Origin of the sequence: Vibrio agarivorans (assembly GCF_030409635.1) — a bacterium.
Lineage (GTDB): Bacteria > Pseudomonadota > Gammaproteobacteria > Enterobacterales > Vibrionaceae > Vibrio > Vibrio agarivorans.
The window spans coordinates 1671713-1687448 of sequence record NZ_JAUFQF010000004.1 but is presented as its reverse complement, the minus strand read 5'-3'; the positions used below and the strand labels follow the sequence as shown (position 1 = coordinate 1687448).

14 protein-coding genes are annotated in these 15736 nt (G+C 47.1%); 1 reads left to right on the top strand and 13 read right to left on the bottom strand.

The genetic code is table 11. The annotated features are described in order from the left end of the window. Positions 1 to 2 precede the first annotated feature (2 nt). The 13 genes from ureE to QWZ05_RS16190 form a co-directional block, all read right to left on the bottom strand. Positions 3 to 455, bottom strand: a complete 453-nt coding sequence (gene ureE / locus QWZ05_RS16250; RefSeq protein WP_264878071.1) for an urease accessory protein UreE — start codon at positions 453 to 455, stop codon at positions 3 to 5. A 37-nt stretch (positions 456 to 492) separates the two neighbouring features. After that, positions 493 to 2196: an urease subunit alpha gene (gene ureC, locus QWZ05_RS16245; protein ID WP_290299450.1), complete on the bottom strand. Its 1704-nt coding sequence runs from the start codon at positions 2194 to 2196 to the stop codon at positions 493 to 495. A 79-nt stretch (positions 2197 to 2275) separates the two neighbouring features. Continuing rightward, on the bottom strand, positions 2276 to 2611 hold the full coding sequence (locus tag QWZ05_RS16240; protein ID WP_264878069.1) for an urease subunit beta: 336 nt from the start codon (positions 2609 to 2611) through the stop codon (positions 2276 to 2278). A 10-nt stretch (positions 2612 to 2621) separates the two neighbouring features. After that, on the bottom strand, positions 2622 to 2924 hold the full coding sequence (gene ureA, locus QWZ05_RS16235; protein ID WP_264878068.1) for an urease subunit gamma: 303 nt from the start codon (positions 2922 to 2924) through the stop codon (positions 2622 to 2624). A 24-nt stretch (positions 2925 to 2948) separates the two neighbouring features. Next, positions 2949 to 3875 (bottom strand): urease accessory protein UreD, encoded by a 927-nt coding sequence (locus QWZ05_RS16230; RefSeq protein WP_290299448.1) that lies wholly within the window; start codon positions 3873 to 3875, stop codon positions 2949 to 2951. Next, positions 3872 to 4567 (bottom strand): urea ABC transporter ATP-binding subunit UrtE, encoded by a 696-nt coding sequence (gene urtE, locus QWZ05_RS16225; RefSeq protein ID WP_290299446.1) that lies wholly within the window; start codon positions 4565 to 4567, stop codon positions 3872 to 3874. The genes QWZ05_RS16230 and urtE overlap by 4 nt, the downstream gene beginning before the upstream one ends. Position 4568: 1 nt before the next feature. Beyond that, positions 4569 to 5420, bottom strand: a complete 852-nt coding sequence (urtD, locus tag QWZ05_RS16220; protein WP_264878065.1) for an urea ABC transporter ATP-binding protein UrtD — start codon at positions 5418 to 5420, stop codon at positions 4569 to 4571. Continuing rightward, complete coding sequence (gene urtC, locus QWZ05_RS16215) at positions 5417 to 6580, bottom strand: urea ABC transporter permease subunit UrtC (protein WP_290299443.1); 1164 nt, start codon at positions 6578 to 6580, stop codon at positions 5417 to 5419. Before urtC ends, urtD begins: the two co-directional genes overlap by 4 nt. 10 nt (positions 6581 to 6590) lie before the next feature. Continuing rightward, positions 6591 to 8210: an urea ABC transporter permease subunit UrtB gene (urtB, locus tag QWZ05_RS16210; RefSeq protein WP_264878063.1), complete on the bottom strand. Its 1620-nt coding sequence runs from the start codon at positions 8208 to 8210 to the stop codon at positions 6591 to 6593. 120 nt (positions 8211 to 8330) lie between these two features. Then, positions 8331 to 9617: an urea ABC transporter substrate-binding protein gene (gene urtA, locus QWZ05_RS16205; protein ID WP_290299441.1), complete on the bottom strand. Its 1287-nt coding sequence runs from the start codon at positions 9615 to 9617 to the stop codon at positions 8331 to 8333. A 407-nt stretch (positions 9618 to 10024) separates the two neighbouring features. Continuing rightward, positions 10025 to 11335: an isocitrate lyase gene (gene aceA / locus QWZ05_RS16200; protein ID WP_290299440.1), complete on the bottom strand. Its 1311-nt coding sequence runs from the start codon at positions 11333 to 11335 to the stop codon at positions 10025 to 10027. 134 nt (positions 11336 to 11469) lie between these two features. Beyond that, positions 11470 to 13047, bottom strand: a complete 1578-nt coding sequence (gene aceB / locus QWZ05_RS16195) for a malate synthase A (protein WP_290300813.1) — start codon at positions 13045 to 13047, stop codon at positions 11470 to 11472. A gap of 718 nt (positions 13048 to 13765) precedes the next feature. Further along, positions 13766 to 14671: a hydrogen peroxide-inducible genes activator gene (locus QWZ05_RS16190; RefSeq protein ID WP_264878060.1), complete on the bottom strand. Its 906-nt coding sequence runs from the start codon at positions 14669 to 14671 to the stop codon at positions 13766 to 13768. 210 nt (positions 14672 to 14881) lie between these two features. On the opposite strand from QWZ05_RS16190, the gene QWZ05_RS16185 reads away from it, so the two are divergent. After that, positions 14882 to 15490, top strand: a complete 609-nt coding sequence (locus tag QWZ05_RS16185; RefSeq protein ID WP_264878059.1) for a peroxiredoxin C — start codon at positions 14882 to 14884, stop codon at positions 15488 to 15490. Positions 15491 to 15736 lie beyond the last annotated feature (246 nt).

The following is a 15736-nucleotide window of genomic DNA, read 5'->3' as shown; positions in this document are numbered from 1 at the left end:
GTTTAGTGATGGTGATGATGCCCACCAGAGCGACCACCGTATGCCCCACCCTCTGGCTCAAAAGGCTGTTGCTCTGATGTAACGGTTGCGCCTAGCCCTTCTACCATTTCATCAAGTACATGGTCGTGCTGATAACGCACCCAGCCCGCTTCAACTTGCAGCGGCACATGACGGTTACCCAAGTGATAAGCGACTCGCGTCAATAGATGCGCATCTTCGCAATACACAGTAGACACTTGCTCGGGGGCTGCTTTCACTTCCACCACCAAACCGCACTGACTGGTTAGCTGCTCGCCGCCACGCAGAATATGACCTCGCGGCAGGAACAAACCTGCATCACGACCATCATCTAGCGTCACTTTTAAACGGCTTTTAATTCGACTATCGATCGGCAAGCTCAAATAACCATCGGCTTGCTTATCGCCATGAGAATCAATCTCTGTCAGTTCAATCATCAATTTTGCTCCTATACCACTGAATCAGGACACGTTGTTAAAATAAGAAATAGCGCTGTGCCATCGGCAACACTTCTGCAGGTTCACACACTAATAGCTCGCCATCAGCCCGCACTTGATAAGTTTGTGAGTCGACCTCAATCTTCGGCATCCAGTCATTCAGCTTCATGTCGGCTTTGCTGATGTCACGGCAATGACTCACCTTACCAATCAAGCTCTGCAGACCCAACTGCCCAGCAATGTCGTCTTGCTTCGCTTGTTGAGAGACAAACAACATTGAGGTGTTTTGACTGGCTTTGCCGTAACTGCCGAACATAGAGCGGTAGTGCACAGGCTGAGGAGTTGGAATTGACGCATTTGGATCGCCCATCGGTGCCATCGCAATCATGCCTCCTTTTAGGATCACGCTAGGCTTAACACCAAAGAACGCTGGCTTCCACAACACAAGATCGGCCAATTTTCCTTGCTCTATTGAGCCAATTTCATGCGCCATTCCGTGAGTAATTGCCGGGTTAATTGTGTATTTCGCCACATAACGTTTGAGTCGAAAGTTATCGCTATAGCTCGAATCTTCAGCCAAGCTGCCGCGCTGCACTTTCATCTTATGGGCGGTTTGCCATGTTCTGGTGATCACTTCACCAACGCGCCCCATTGCTTGTGAATCTGAGGCGATCATCGAAAATGCACCAAGGTCATGCAGGATGTCTTCGGCGGCAATCGTCTCACGGCGAATACGTGATTCAGCAAACGCGACGTCTTCAGCAATTGAGGGAGATAAGTGGTGACACACCATTAGCATGTCTAAATGTTCATCAACGGTATTGATGGTGTATGGACGTGTTGGGTTGGTCGATGATGGCAAAACATTCGACTCACCTGCCGCTTTGATAATATCGGGGGCATGACCGCCACCCGCACCTTCGGTGTGGTAAGTATGAATAACTCGGTCGCCTATCGCACCGAGGGTCGATTCAACAAAACCAGATTCATTCAAGGTATCAGTATGGATCGCCACTTGCACATCCATTTCATCCGCCACGCTAAGGCAGGTGTCAATCGATGCTGGTGTTGTCCCCCAGTCTTCATGGAGTTTAAGGCCAACCGCCCCTGCTGCGACTTGCTCACGTAAGGCTTCCGGTTGGCTCGCGTTCCCCTTACCCAACAGACCAAAGTTCATTGGAAATTGATCCAACGACTCAAGCATGCGGTGCATATTCCAAGGGCCCGGTGTGCATGTGGTGGCATTGGTTCCGGTATTCGGCCCAGTGCCACCGCCGATCATCGTCGTTACCCCTGACGCCAAAGCCTCTTCTATTTGCTGAGGACAGATAAAGTGGATATGGGAATCAATACCACCCGCTGTAAGGATATTGCCTTCTCCAGCAAGCACTTCAGTGCCAGGGCCAATGACAATATCGACACCAGGTTGAACATCAGGGTTACCTGCTTTACCTAAGGCTTGAATGCGGCCATTTTTGATTGCGACATCCGCTTTTACGATACCCCAATAGTCGAGTACCACAGCGTTTGTGATCACAAGGTCAGGTGTTTCCGCGCTTGGACGCTGGCTCTGCCCCATCCCGTCACGAATCACCTTACCACCACCAAATTTGACCTCATCGCCATAAATCGTGAAGTCTTTTTCTACTTCTAGCCACAGTTCAGTATCGGCCAGACGTACGCGGTCCCCGACTGTTGGACCAAACATCTCGGCATAAGCCTGTCTGGATATTGTCGCCATTTTCAATCCTTTGCTATTTTTGCTGCGTGCAGGTCGGTTTACTTGTAATACCGACCTGAACGCGAAAAGAGGGAGCGGGTTACACTTTACCCATCACTTTGCCTTGAAAGCCGTACACTTCGAGCTTGCCGGCGTAACGCACCAGCTCAACCGTTCTAGACTGCCCTGGCTCAAAGCGTGTCGCCGTGCCTGCGGGTATATTGAGGCGAAAACCTTTGGTCTTTTCGCGCTCAAAATCTAGAGCGTTATTGGCCTCATAAAAGTGGTAATGAGAACCAATTTGAACGGGACGATCGCCAAGGTTTTGCACTTGAACCGTGACAGTTTCGCGGCCTTCGTTGAGAGTAATATCACCACTAGGTGTCTCAACAACGCCTGGCACTAAACCACTGTAGTTGGTTTGACTCGCTGACATATCGCGCTCCTTACACTATTGGTTCGTGAACGGTAACCAGCTTGGTGCCGTCAGGAAACGTCGCTTCAACTTGCACGTCTGGGATCATCGAAGGTACGCCTTCCATTACATCATCAACAGACAATAAGGTGCGTCCAAAATCCATCAACTCTGCAACGGTTTTACCTTCGCGCGCACCTTCCAAAATCGCGCTACTGATAAAAGCAATAGACTCTGGGTAGTTCAGTTTTAAGCCTTTCTCTTTGCGTTGTTGTGCCAACATTCCTGCGCAAAAAATCAGTAACTTATCTTTTTCTCTTGGTGATAATTCCATGTTACAGCTCGCGTATAATTTAAATTATGTTGCCCATATTCTTGGGTTATCTGGTGTGCTATCGGTTAAGTGCTCACGACTCATGCGCCACACTTCACTCATGACATCAATAAGGTCTTCACTCCAATACCCCAATGCACGAACCACTAGTAGTTGCTCGATTTGAGTAGCTCCGAGCACATACCTAGGGTTACCTGATACCTTTTGGGCTTGTGATGTTCTAGAACAGAGCAAGCTCTGTACCAACTCAAGCAATTGATTATCTTCGCTTTTAATGTACAAGGTGGCCGCTAATGGATAACTCAACATTCCCTTATTTATCATAAGGTTGCTGCCACCTCGAAAGTTGAGACCTTCGGTTAATATTCGCTGACCATCAACAAAAATTTCGGTCTTACCAATCAGGTGCCCATGGGAAAATCCCTCTTGTAGTGCAGGTCGGCCAAAACAGTGCATCTCCCAGCCCCAAAACTGTGCGTCTGGCGCAAGATGAATTTGAGTATCAAGCCGCGTATGTGCATGAGGGAAAAAGATATTTTCTTGAGGGAACCACTCTAGCCTAGCTCCCGATTTCACCGTCAAGGTTTGGGTTTGGCGAGCGTATTTACTGTTGGAGCGATAGAACTTGGTCGCGCCTGGTGTCGTCACTAGAGCCTGCGCTTGAGGTTCAAGGGTGACTTGAATATCGAGCGTATCACCACCCACTACTCCACCCGGCGGGTGAAGCAGATAGGTATGGCATGTTGTTCCATCTGGATATAGCGGGCGTTGGATAGCAAGCGGGCCTTTTTGCGTTCGGTGCTTGAGGACGGTTTTGTCCCCGCGCTGCGTAAAGGTTAAACCCAGTTCCGCTTTCCAACCATCACGTACATCTTGTTCAATGGCTTGGGCAACCGAAACAGGATGAGCCACTATAGGCTCTTCGCTTTGTGCTGCTAAAAGAGAACTCATACCGTGAGGTACTCCTTAATCAGCTGCTCGTTGAGTTGGTCGATATCCCCTTCTGCTACCTGACGGCCGCGATCAAGAATACAGAATCGGTCTCCCACTTTGCGGGCAAAGGGTAGCTTTTGCTCCACGAGTAACACTGTCAGTCCCATCTTCTCGTTGAGCATGCGAATAATGTCACCTATCTCTTGCACGATATTGGGCTGAATGCCTTCGGTCGGCTCGTCGAGGATCAGCAACTTAGGGTTCACTACCAAGGCACGACCGATTGCAAGCTGTTGCTGTTGCCCTCCCGAAAGGTCGCCACCACGGCGATGAAGCATCTCTTTCAGCACAGGGAAGAGTTCAAAAATAAATTCTGGGATTTTGCGATCCCCTTTAGCTCGAATTGGCAGCCCAACTTCCAAGTTCTCTTGCACTGTGAGCATCGGGAAGATTTGACGACCTTGCGGAACATAGCCAATCCCGTGTCTTGGACGCTCCTCTGCATCCAGTTTAAGCAGAGATTGATCACCCATTTTAATGTCGCCACTTTTCACTTTTACCAAGCCCATAATGCACTGTAATAAGGTAGTTTTACCGACACCATTGCGCCCCATCAGAACAGTACATTTACCTTCGGGTATGGTCATATCTAAATCCCACAAGGTGTGGCTCTCACCATAAAATTGGTTCACCGATTGAATCTCTAACATCCTATTCTCCGAGATAAACTTGTTTAACTTCTGGGTGAGACTGCACTTGGTCCATCGTGCCTTCCGCTAAAACGTGCCCTTGGTGTAACACCGTGACGTGACTTGCTATCGAGCGAACAAAGTCCATATCATGCTCAACCACAACCACCGAGTGCTTACCTGCTAGTGAATTGAGCAGTTCAGAGGTACGATCCATCTCCTGATGTGTCATACCTGCAACCGGCTCATCCACCAGCAAAAGCTTAGGGTTTTGCATCAAGAGCATGCCGATTTCGAGCCACTGCTTTTGACCATGAGAGAGATTTCCGGCGCTATTTGTCGCTTCGTCTTTAAGGTGAATAAGCTCTAAAACGGATTCCAACTTGTCTTTCTGCTCACCGCTCATTTGCGCCGTAAATGTGCCCCATACAGAGCGAACGCCCGACATCGATAGCTCAAGGTTTTGCCATACACTCAAACACTCAATCACTGTTGGTTTCTGAAATTTGCGTCCGATACCCGCATTGGCAATTTCCGCTTCGTTCATCTTGAGAAGGTTTATGTTAGAGCCTAACCAAACCTCACCGGTATCTGGTTTGGTCTTGCCAGTAATGATATCCATCATGGTTGTCTTACCCGCCCCATTCGGACCGATAATGCAGCGTAATTCCCCCTCTCGAATATAGAGATTGAGATCATTAATCGCCTGAAAACCATCAAAGCTCTTGTTCACACCCTCGACGTATAGCAGCACGTTGTGACGAGTATCGATCGCAGGATGGACATCTGGCTTGAGAAAAGTGAACACTTCATCACGGCGTGTGAAGGTCTGATAATTGTCTTTAATGTGCTGGACTGATTGTAATGCGCTCATACGGTTGCCTCCTTAGCGTCACTGTCTTTTTGAGTATTTGGCCTATGGCTAACCCGCGTGCGAATAGCCTCTGCACGGTCACTAACAAAACCAATCACCCCTTTCGGGAAATACATCGTCGACAGAACGAAAAGACCACCAAGCGCAAACAGCCACACTTCTGGAAATTCTACCGTGAACCAACTTTTGGCATAGTTGATGATAAGAGCACCGACAATCGCGCCAAACAAGGTCGCGCGACCACCAAGAGCAACCCAGACCACCACTTCAATTGAGTTGAGTGGAGCAAACTCTCCCGGGTTGATAATGCCCACTTGAGGCACATAAAGTGCGCCAGCAATACCCGCAATAACCGCAGATAAAACGAACACCCATAGCTTGATGCCATCCACGTCATAACCCATGAAACGCGTGCGTGACTCAGTATCGCGAATCGCCAACGCCACTCGACCTAGACGGCTTGTCACCACCATTCGACACACGATATAACTGATCATCAAAGCGATACCTGTAATAACAAACAAGGCCAACTTAGTGCTGTCGCTTTGTAAGCTAAAGCCGAGGATATCTTTAAAATCGGTCAAGCCGTTGTTACCACCAAAGCCCATCTCATTACGGAAGAAGGCAAGCATCAAGGCGTAGGTTAGTGCTTGTGTCATGATCGAGAGGTAAACCCCTGACACACGTGAGCGGAAAGCGAGATAGCCAAAGACATACGCCAGCGCGCCGGGAACTAAAACCACCATCGCACAAGCCAACCAAAATTGATCAAAGCCTTGCCAGAACCAAGGCAGCTCTTGCCAGTTTAGGAACACCATAAAATCGGGCAGAATCGGGTCACCATACACGCCGCGATCACCGATTTGACGCATCAGGTACATCCCCATGGCGTAACCACCGATGGCAAAGAAAGCGCCATGCCCTAAACTCAGAATGCCGAGATAGCCCCACACTAAGTCCAGCGCCAACGCTAACATGGCATAGCTTAAATATTTCCCCATCAACGAGACTGTAAACGTCTCAACATGCAACGGGTGCCCAGCAGGGAGCAAGGTGTTCGCCAACGGAACAAAGATAACAGCAGCAAGGATAGCCAATAGGGTTAATTGCCCACCTCGGTCGCCTTGAATTGCTGAAAGAACAAAAGATTTCGACTGCATACTGTTCTCCTTAACTTTCAGCCGCACGACCACGTTGAGGGAAAAGACCTCGTGGACGTTTTTGAATAAATAGAATGATGAACACCAGCACAAGAATCTTCGCCAGTACCGCACCAGCCCAAGGCTCAAGCACCTTATTGAACAAGCCAAGACTCAAGCCAGCAACGAGAGTGCCCCATAGGTTGCCTACGCCACCAAAGACCACCACCATGAATGAATCAATGATGTAGGCTTGGCCCATATTTGGCCCTACGTTAGTTAACTGAGACAGTGCTACACCGGCGATACCCGCAACACCTGAACCCAGACCAAACGTCATGGCATCAACACGCTCTGAGCGAATTCCCATTGCACGTGCCATACCTCGGTTTTGGGATACCGCACGCACCTGCAAACCAAGTGGTGTTTTCTTGAGTACCATCAATAGCCCCCAGAACACCAAGCCACAGAACAAGATGATGTATAAACGGTTGTATGTCAGGGACAGCATCGGGTTAATTTCTAACGCACCCGACATCCAATCGGGTGTACTGACTGAGCGGTTTAAAGGAGAGAAAATAGAGCGTACCGCTTGCTGTAAGATCAAGCTGATACCAAAGGTGGCCAGCAGGGTTTCTAATGGGCGACCATACAAGTGACGGATCACGCTGCGTTCAATGGCAATACCTACTAAACCAGAAACAATAAACGCCATCGGTATCGATAGAATCAATGCATAGCCGATATGATTGGGCATCAATTGCTGCATAACATACGTGGTGTAGGCTCCGATCATGATTAGCTCACCATGCGCCATGTTTATCACGCCCATCACACCAAAGGTAATTGCAAGTCCAATCCCTGCCAGTACCAGTACCGAGCCGAGACTGAGTCCAAAAAATACCGTTTCGGCCCCGGCATAAAGAGATTGAGATTGTTGATAACGTGTCTGGGCAAGATTAGCGGCGCTCTCTATATCAGCCGGTGGTTCGCTGGCAAGAACTCGATTGACGGTTTGAGCAACAATCGGAAACTTATACCCCCCCACCGTTTCAATTGCAGCAATACGATCTGAATTGCTAGAGCTTGTATCTTGGGCAATATCAATCGCCAAAGCGAGTTCAATCAGCTCAGTGACTTTGTTGTCCTGCTCTACGGATAAACGCGTTGCTAGTGCCTTTAGCAACTCATCATCGTTAGTACCAAGTAAGGTCATCACCGCATCGTAGCGTACACTCGCTTCCGGGCTATTAATCCCCAGCGAAGCTAGCTCAGAACGAATTTCTCGGCGTAAACGGTTGTTCACGCGAACTTTCTTAAACTGACGACTGTTTTCAATCATCAGTGGATCACGTCCCCAAGCAGACTGGGCCTGTTGTGCGGATTTAAGGTTATCGATCACATACAGCGCTTGGTGATTCGCGCTGGATTTGTCGCTGAAATAATACAGATTGCCATCGAGCCAAGCGTTCAAAACTTGCTTTGCGGTTAGTGCATCTTGCTCTTGCACCAACCACTCAATAGCTTGGGATTTTTGACTGTTGTTTTTGCCGATAAGAGCGTCGCTAAAACTCTCTTCTCCGGTCACTGCCGCCCAACTAACATTCACAGAAAGTAGCATCAAAAGCGCTACTTTAAATACATTCTTCATGACTTTCGTCCTTCACAAACCGAGCTTATTGTTTGTCGGCAGACTATTTGGCCTACCATGTTCTTTTTGCTCGGATACCACGAGAAAAGGTGCTCCACAGAGGAGCACCACATAGGCAAATTAGTTACTGCCTGCACATTTCTTGGTTTCAATGTTGAACGCGCCACAAGAGAATGGCTTAGACCAGCTTGAGAATAGTTTCGCAGATTCTGGTAAGTATTTTGACCACGCATCACCTGCAACTAAGCCTGTCGTTTCCCAGACGATATCGAACTGACCATCGTCTTGGATCTCACCGATTAGGACAGGTTTAGTAATATGGTGGTTAGGCATCATGGTCGAGTAGCCGCCAGACAAGTTAGGCACCGATACACCAATCAATGCATCTTGCACCGCTTCTGCATCTGTTGTTCCTGCAACCGTTACCGCTTGTGCCCACATGTTGAAGCCAATGTAGTGCGCTTCCATCGGATCGTTGGTTACACGGCCTTCGTTCTTAATGAATTTATGCCATGCTTCAACAAACTCGCCGTTCGCTTCCGTATCCACACTCATGAAGTAGTTCCATGCGGCAAGGTGGCCAACCAACGGCTCGGTATCCATACCAGAGAGCTCTTCTTCACCCACTGAGAATGCGATGACAGGAATGTCTTCTGATGAGACGCCTTGTGCACCAAGCTCTTTGTAGAAAGGAACGTTGGCATCACCATTGATAGTTGACACCACTGCAGTTTGTTTACCTTCAGAGCCAAACTTTTTAATATCAGAAACAATCGACTGCCAATCTGAATGGCCGAACGGCGTATAGCTGATCATGATGTCTGATTCAGCCACACCCTTCGATTTTAGATATGACTCTAAGATTTTATTCGTTGTACGTGGATAAACATAATCCGTACCAGCAAGTACCCAACGCTCAACCTCAAGATCATCCATCAAGTAATCAACCGCTGGGATCGCTTGTTGGTTTGGCGCAGCACCGGTGTAGAACACGTTTTTCGATGACTCTTCACCCTCGTATTGCACCGGGTAGAAAAGAATACTGTTGAGCTCCTCGAACACCGGCAGCATCGATTTACGTGACACTGACGTCCAGCCACCAAAGACAACGTCAACTTTCTCTTTTTCGATCAGTTCACGTGCTTTTTCTGCAAATAGCGGCCAGTTAGACGCAGGATCGACAACCACTGCCTCAAGTTGCTTTCCTAACAAACCACCTTTTTTGTTCTGCTCATCCACCAGCATCAACACTGTATCTTTTAGCGTTGTCTCACTGATCGCCATGGTGCCTGAGAGTGAGTGCAAAACACCGACCTTAATCGTGTCTTCGGCAGCGAATACCGCACCACTAGAAAGTGTTAAAGAGGTGCATAGTGCAGCAAGCGTTAAGTTGAACTTCTTGTTCATATTGGAAACTCCATCATGTGAATTATTATTCAATTAGATGATTTACAAGAAGAGTGCCAGTTTAACCCTAAAGGAGTACCAATTGTTAAACGCATATATTTCAATAACTTAAATCGAATAGTACCAACAATGGTGCACAAGCAATCATTTGCATTGATTCACGGTGGTGCAAACTGAGCGGCGTTGAACCAAAATGATGACATTTTGTGCTGCGTATTCGCCGTAATGTCACCAAGGTGAAGCACAAGATTCTTGCACTTTACTGTTTTGGGGCAGCCTAAAAGGTAGCGTGGAGTCTGAATGTGAAGGGAAACAAGCATAAAAAAGCGCAGCAAGCACGGGGGCGCTTGCTACGCTAAAGCAGTGCGTAGATCCTGTGTGAGCCTGAGAGTTGGCTCACCAGTCAGTTAGAACTGATCTTCTTCTGTGGAACCTGTCAGAGCCGTCACAGAGGAGTTACCCCCTTGAATGGTATTGGTCATACGGTCAAAGTAACCCGTACCCACTTCTTGTTGGTGGGCAACGAAGGTGTAACCCTTCTCTGCTGCTTCAAACTCAGGACGCTGAACTTTTTCAACATAGTGACGCATACCTTCACCTTGTGCATACGCATGAGCCAACTCAAACATGTTAAACCACATGTTATGAATACCTGCCAGCGTAATGAACTGATACTTATAGCCCATGTCAGCCAACTCTTGCTGGAACTTAGCAATGGTTTCTGCATCCAAGTTTTTCTCCCAGTTGAACGAAGGAGAACAGTTATAGGCTAATAGTTGGTCTGGGTATTCTGCATGGATGGCTTCAGCAAACTTGCGAGCTTCTTCGAGACACGGCTTCGCCGTTTCACACCAGATAAGGTCAGCATAAGGTGCATACGCGAGACCGCGAGCAATAGCTTGGTCGATGCCAGCGCGCACTCGATAAAAACCTTCTGCAGTGCGCTCGCCTTGTATAAAGTCTTTATCATATGGGTCACAATCCGAAGTCAGAAGGTCTGCTGCATTCGCATCTGTACGCGCAATCACTAGCGTTGTTGTGCCTGCTACATCGGCCGCTAAGCGCGCTGCCACCAGCTTCTGCACTGCCTCTTGAGTTGGAACCAATACTTTACCGCCCATGTGTCCACACTTCTTCACTGATGCCAGTTGGTCTTCAAAGTGAACCCCTGCCGCACCCGCATCAATCATCGACTTCATCAACTCGTAAGCATTGAGTACCCCACCAAAGCCCGCTTCCGCATCCGCCACAATCGGTAGGAAATAATCAATACCACCTTCATCTTCAGGCGATTTGCCACCTGCCCACTGAATTTGGTCAGCTCGACGGAATGAGTTATTGATGCGTTTTACAACAGAGGGAACCGAGTCTACTGGGTACAACGACTGGTCTGGATACATGGTTGACGCGGTATTGTTATCAGCAGCAACCTGCCAACCCGATAAGTAGATAGCTTCGATACCCGCTTTGGCTTGCTGTACTGCTTGGCCGCCAGTAAGTGCACCTAGACAGTTCACATAGCCTTTTTTCGACTCACCGTTAACCAGTGCCCAAAGCTTATCTGCACCTCGTTGTGCAACTGTATTTGCTGGCACCATTGAGCCACGAAGCTCAACCACTTCTTCAGCTGTATAAGTACGCTTCACGCTTTTCCAGCGTGGATTTGTTGCCCAATCTTTCTCTAGTGCTTCGATTTGTTGGCGGCGTGTTAGTGTCATAGTCAGTCCCTCTCTCATTTCATGTTGTTCCACATGGGTATCCATAGATTCGCAATACATCAGGCTAGGTGTAGGGGCGCCTAAAGCGAACAGATCATCACGTTATTGGTTTTGTATTGTTATTAATGTTTTGGCTAATCTAGATAGTCATAGCCAGGTACAGTAAGGAAGTTGGTTAACTCATCACTGGTGGTTAATCTTGCCATTAGGTCAGCGGCCTCAATGAAGCGTCCGCTATCAAAGCGCGCTTGACCAATCTCTTGCTTCACCACATCAATCTCTTCAGATAAATACTGTTCAAACAGTGCTTTGGTGACCACTTGGCCATTGTCTAAATCTTTGCCGTGTTTAATCCATTGCCAGATAGATGCACGAGAAATCTCTGCGGTTGCGGCATCCTCCATTAAGCCGTAGATAGGTACACAGCCGTTGCCGGAGATCCATGCTTCGATGTATTGCAGCGCAACACGAATATTGTGACGCATTCCTTGCTCGGTGCGCTCTCCCTGACAAGGCTCAAGTAGCATCTCGGCGGTAATAGGCTCATCGTCTGCTCGGCTAATATCGAGCTGGTTAGTACGTGTCCCGAGTACTTTGTCAAACACCTCTCGAGCCGTGCCTGCTAATCCTGGGTGAGCAACCCATGTTCCGTCATGACCATTATTGGCTTCCAGTGATTTGTCGTTGTGAATTTTGTTCAGCACGACTTGGTTCTGCTCTGGATCTTTTGCTGGAATGAACGCTGCCATTCCCCCCATTGCAAAGGCACCACGGCGGTGACAGGTGCGAACCAATAAACGAGAGTAAGCGTTCAAAAACGGCTTATCCATCGTCACCACTTGTCTGTCTGGCAGAATACGATCAGGGTAATTTTTCAAGGTCTTGATGTAGCTGAAGATGTAATCCCATCGACCACAGTTCAGTCCGACAATGTGCTCTTTGAGGGCGAACAAAATCTCATCCATCTCAAACACAGCAGGAAGGGTCTCAATCAATACTGTCGCTTTAATGGTGCCAGTATCGAGACCAAAGTACTCCTCGGTAAAATGAAAGACTTGGCTCCACCATTGTGCTTCATGATGAGATTGCAACTTCGGGATATAGAAGTAAGGCCCACTTCCTTTCTCAAGAAGCTCTTTGTAGTTGTTATAGAAATAGAGGGCGAAATCGAATAAGGCACCCGGAATAGCCTCACCATTGAAATGAACATGCTTCTCTTTAAGGTGTAAGCCTCGCACACGACAGATGAGCACTGCTGGGTCATCAGTGAGCTGATAGTGTTTACCATTGCTCGGATTTTTGTAGTCGATTATCCCTCTCACCGCATCACGTAAATTGATTTGCCCATCAAGTACCTTCGTCCACGCTGGAGACATTGAGTCTTCAAAGTCAGCCATAAACACTTTAACGTTGGCGTTGAGCGCATTGATCACCATTTTGCGATCGGTTGGACCGGTGATCTCCACACGGCGATCTTGCAGATCACTTGGAATCCCTAAGATCTTCCAACTGCCTTCTCGGATATCTTGCGTATCCTGGTTAAAACTCGGCAGCTGTCCATTGTCGATGTCGCGTTGGCGCTCCTCGCGAGCCTTGAGTAACTCGTCTACTTGCGCAGCAAAACGACCACAAAGCAGAGATAAAAAGGTTTGGGCTTCGTTAGGGAAAACAACTTGATGTTCTGAAGACAAGGCCTCCGTTACAACAAGCATGCCTGGGTTTTCTTGGGCTAGATGTTCTTGGCTGTTTTTCTCTGCAATTTGTGTCGACATAATCCGTCTTCCTTAGTCAGATTTCACTTGTAACTTTTAAACTACATTTTATTTTCATTTATCGGCTTGGATGAATCACTCTTATTGGTGTTTGTGATTGTATTTTCACCATTACGTTTGAGTTATTCAAGCTAGACCTTAGTAGCAAAAGCGTAATAAAACCTTATAACAACTCGCTTTAAAGGAAAACACCAAAAGTTAAGGAAAGGTTAAATTCGAAGTTTTATCTTGTTTCAAATGATCGTTTGAATTGACCTTCATTTTGTAGGTAGTTACGTAATTTAATTACATAAAAAACCCAAGCTAATTTGCGTTTTAAACACTTGTATGAATTTAAACTGGAATCAGAACACCAGAGAAATAAACACGTTGCGATGGTTGAGGTGAATGCAATCGAACAACAGACGAAATTGCAGGTGTAAAATTAACATTGTGAAATTTCACAATTTTATGAAAGGTCCTACATTCAAAGCCTGTAAAATTTCACAATAAAAATCACACCAGAAGAGGAATACTCTGCAAATTCCATATATCGATGGAATTTTATTTGGCAATTATTGCCATTAACAGGCTTAGACTAAGGGATAAAAGGGAAAGTTAGACAAAGTAGATACAAAAAAAGAGTGCGATTTTGCACTCTTTTCTAGATATAGCCGGCTTATAGTAGCTCTGATACAACCTCAGCCAATTGTTCAAACGTTTTTGAACGTGAGGTGCTTGGTCGCCAAACGAGACCTATTTTACGATAGGCCTCTTGCCCAGGGGGATCGACAATCACCAAGTTCTGGTTGTCCAAAAGCCCGTGATCAATCGCCATTTGTGGGATAAAAGTCGTACCAAGCCCGTTAGCTACCATCTGCACAAGCGTGTGAAGACTGGTCGCACTGAAAGGATTAATCTTCTCTTTCTCCGTCAGCGCACACGCTGAAACCGCGTGCTCAGTAAGACAGTGTTCACGCTCCAACAAAAACACAGACTCATTTGGCAAATCATCATAGCGAATCGGTGCCGTGATCTGGTCTGCTTGATTACGACTGATGATCATCTTAAATGGGTCTTCGCCGACGATACAGCTGTGCATGCCATCGATATCGACCGGCAGTGCAAGAATGAGTACATCAAGCGTGCCTTGACGCAGTGCGGCAAGAAGATTAGAAGTCGTGTCTTCTCTTAGTAGCAAGTCAAGTTGAGGGTATTGGCTATTTACCTGCTGCACTAGGTCACACAGTAGGAAAGGCGCAATAGTCGGAATACATCCGACTCTTAACTGCCCTTGCATCGTCTCACCTTGGCATAAATAACCTAACTCAACCAGATCTTGTCCTTTTGCTAATAGTTCACGTCCATGTTCTACGACTAACTCGCCAGCTTGGGTGAAAACCAGAGGGCTTTTCTTGTCCTTCTTTTCATATAGAGGACAGCCAATCAACTCTTCTAAGTTTTGTATTCCTTTACTAAGGGTTGATTGACTCACAAAACACTTCTCAGCGGCTTCACTGAAGTGACGGGTTTCATGCAGCGTAATAAGGTAATGTAACTGCTTTAAACTTGGCCATTTATTCATAAAACTATCAGGGTATTCCCGCCGGTTCGTAATCGAGCTCACATCCTTTGGGATTATCGCTTTTTTCGATTAACTCAATCTATTTAATTCGCTTTTTTCTATACTACGCTTTGTACTAGTATTTGTCCCGTACAAACACGGACTGAAGCGCTGCATAACCATTACGGAATGTTAAGCGTGCCAGACTTTAAAATATTTAGGAGCAAAAAAATGGTACTAGTTGGTCGTCAAGCCCCAGACTTCACTGCTGCAGCTGTTCTAGGTAACGGTGAGATTGTTGATAACTTCAACTTCGCAGAATTCACTAAAGGCAAGAAAGCAGTTGTTTTCTTCTACCCACTAGATTTCACTTTCGTTTGCCCATCTGAGCTAATCGCATTCGACAACCGTCTTGCTGACTTCCAAGCGAAAGGCGTTGAAGTTATCGGCGTTTCAATCGATTCTCAGTTCTCTCACAACGCATGGCGTAACACTGCTGTTGAAGACGGCGGTATCGGTCAAGTTAAATACCCACTAGTCGCTGACGTTAAGCACGAAATTTGTAAAGCATACGACGTTGAGCACCCAGAAGCAGGCGTTGCTTTCCGTGGTTCTTTCCTAATCGACGAAGACGGTCTAGTACGTCACCAAGTAGTTAACGACCTACCTCTAGGCCGTAACATCGATGAAATGCTACGTATGGTTGATGCGCTAAACTTCCACCAAACTCACGGTGAAGTTTGCCCAGCACAATGGGAAGAAGGCAAATCAGGTATGGACGCGTCACCAAAAGGTGTTGCAGCATTCCTATCTGAGCACGCTGACGACCTAGCTAAGTAATTAGCAAACACACCAGCGCTCAAACCTGGTGCATGGTTGGACAAATATAAAACAAGTGCAAAAGCACACTACGCCCAATCAGTTTAGTAAAGTCAAATAATCAAAGCCCGAAGGAGACTTCGGGCTTTTTGTTTTCTTATACATCTGAATAGACAGAAGTGTCGCCAAAAAGACAATAGGTATTTGTTTACGGACTTTACACCAAATGCCCCTTTAAACTCGCACAACGTCTATTTAAGATGAGTA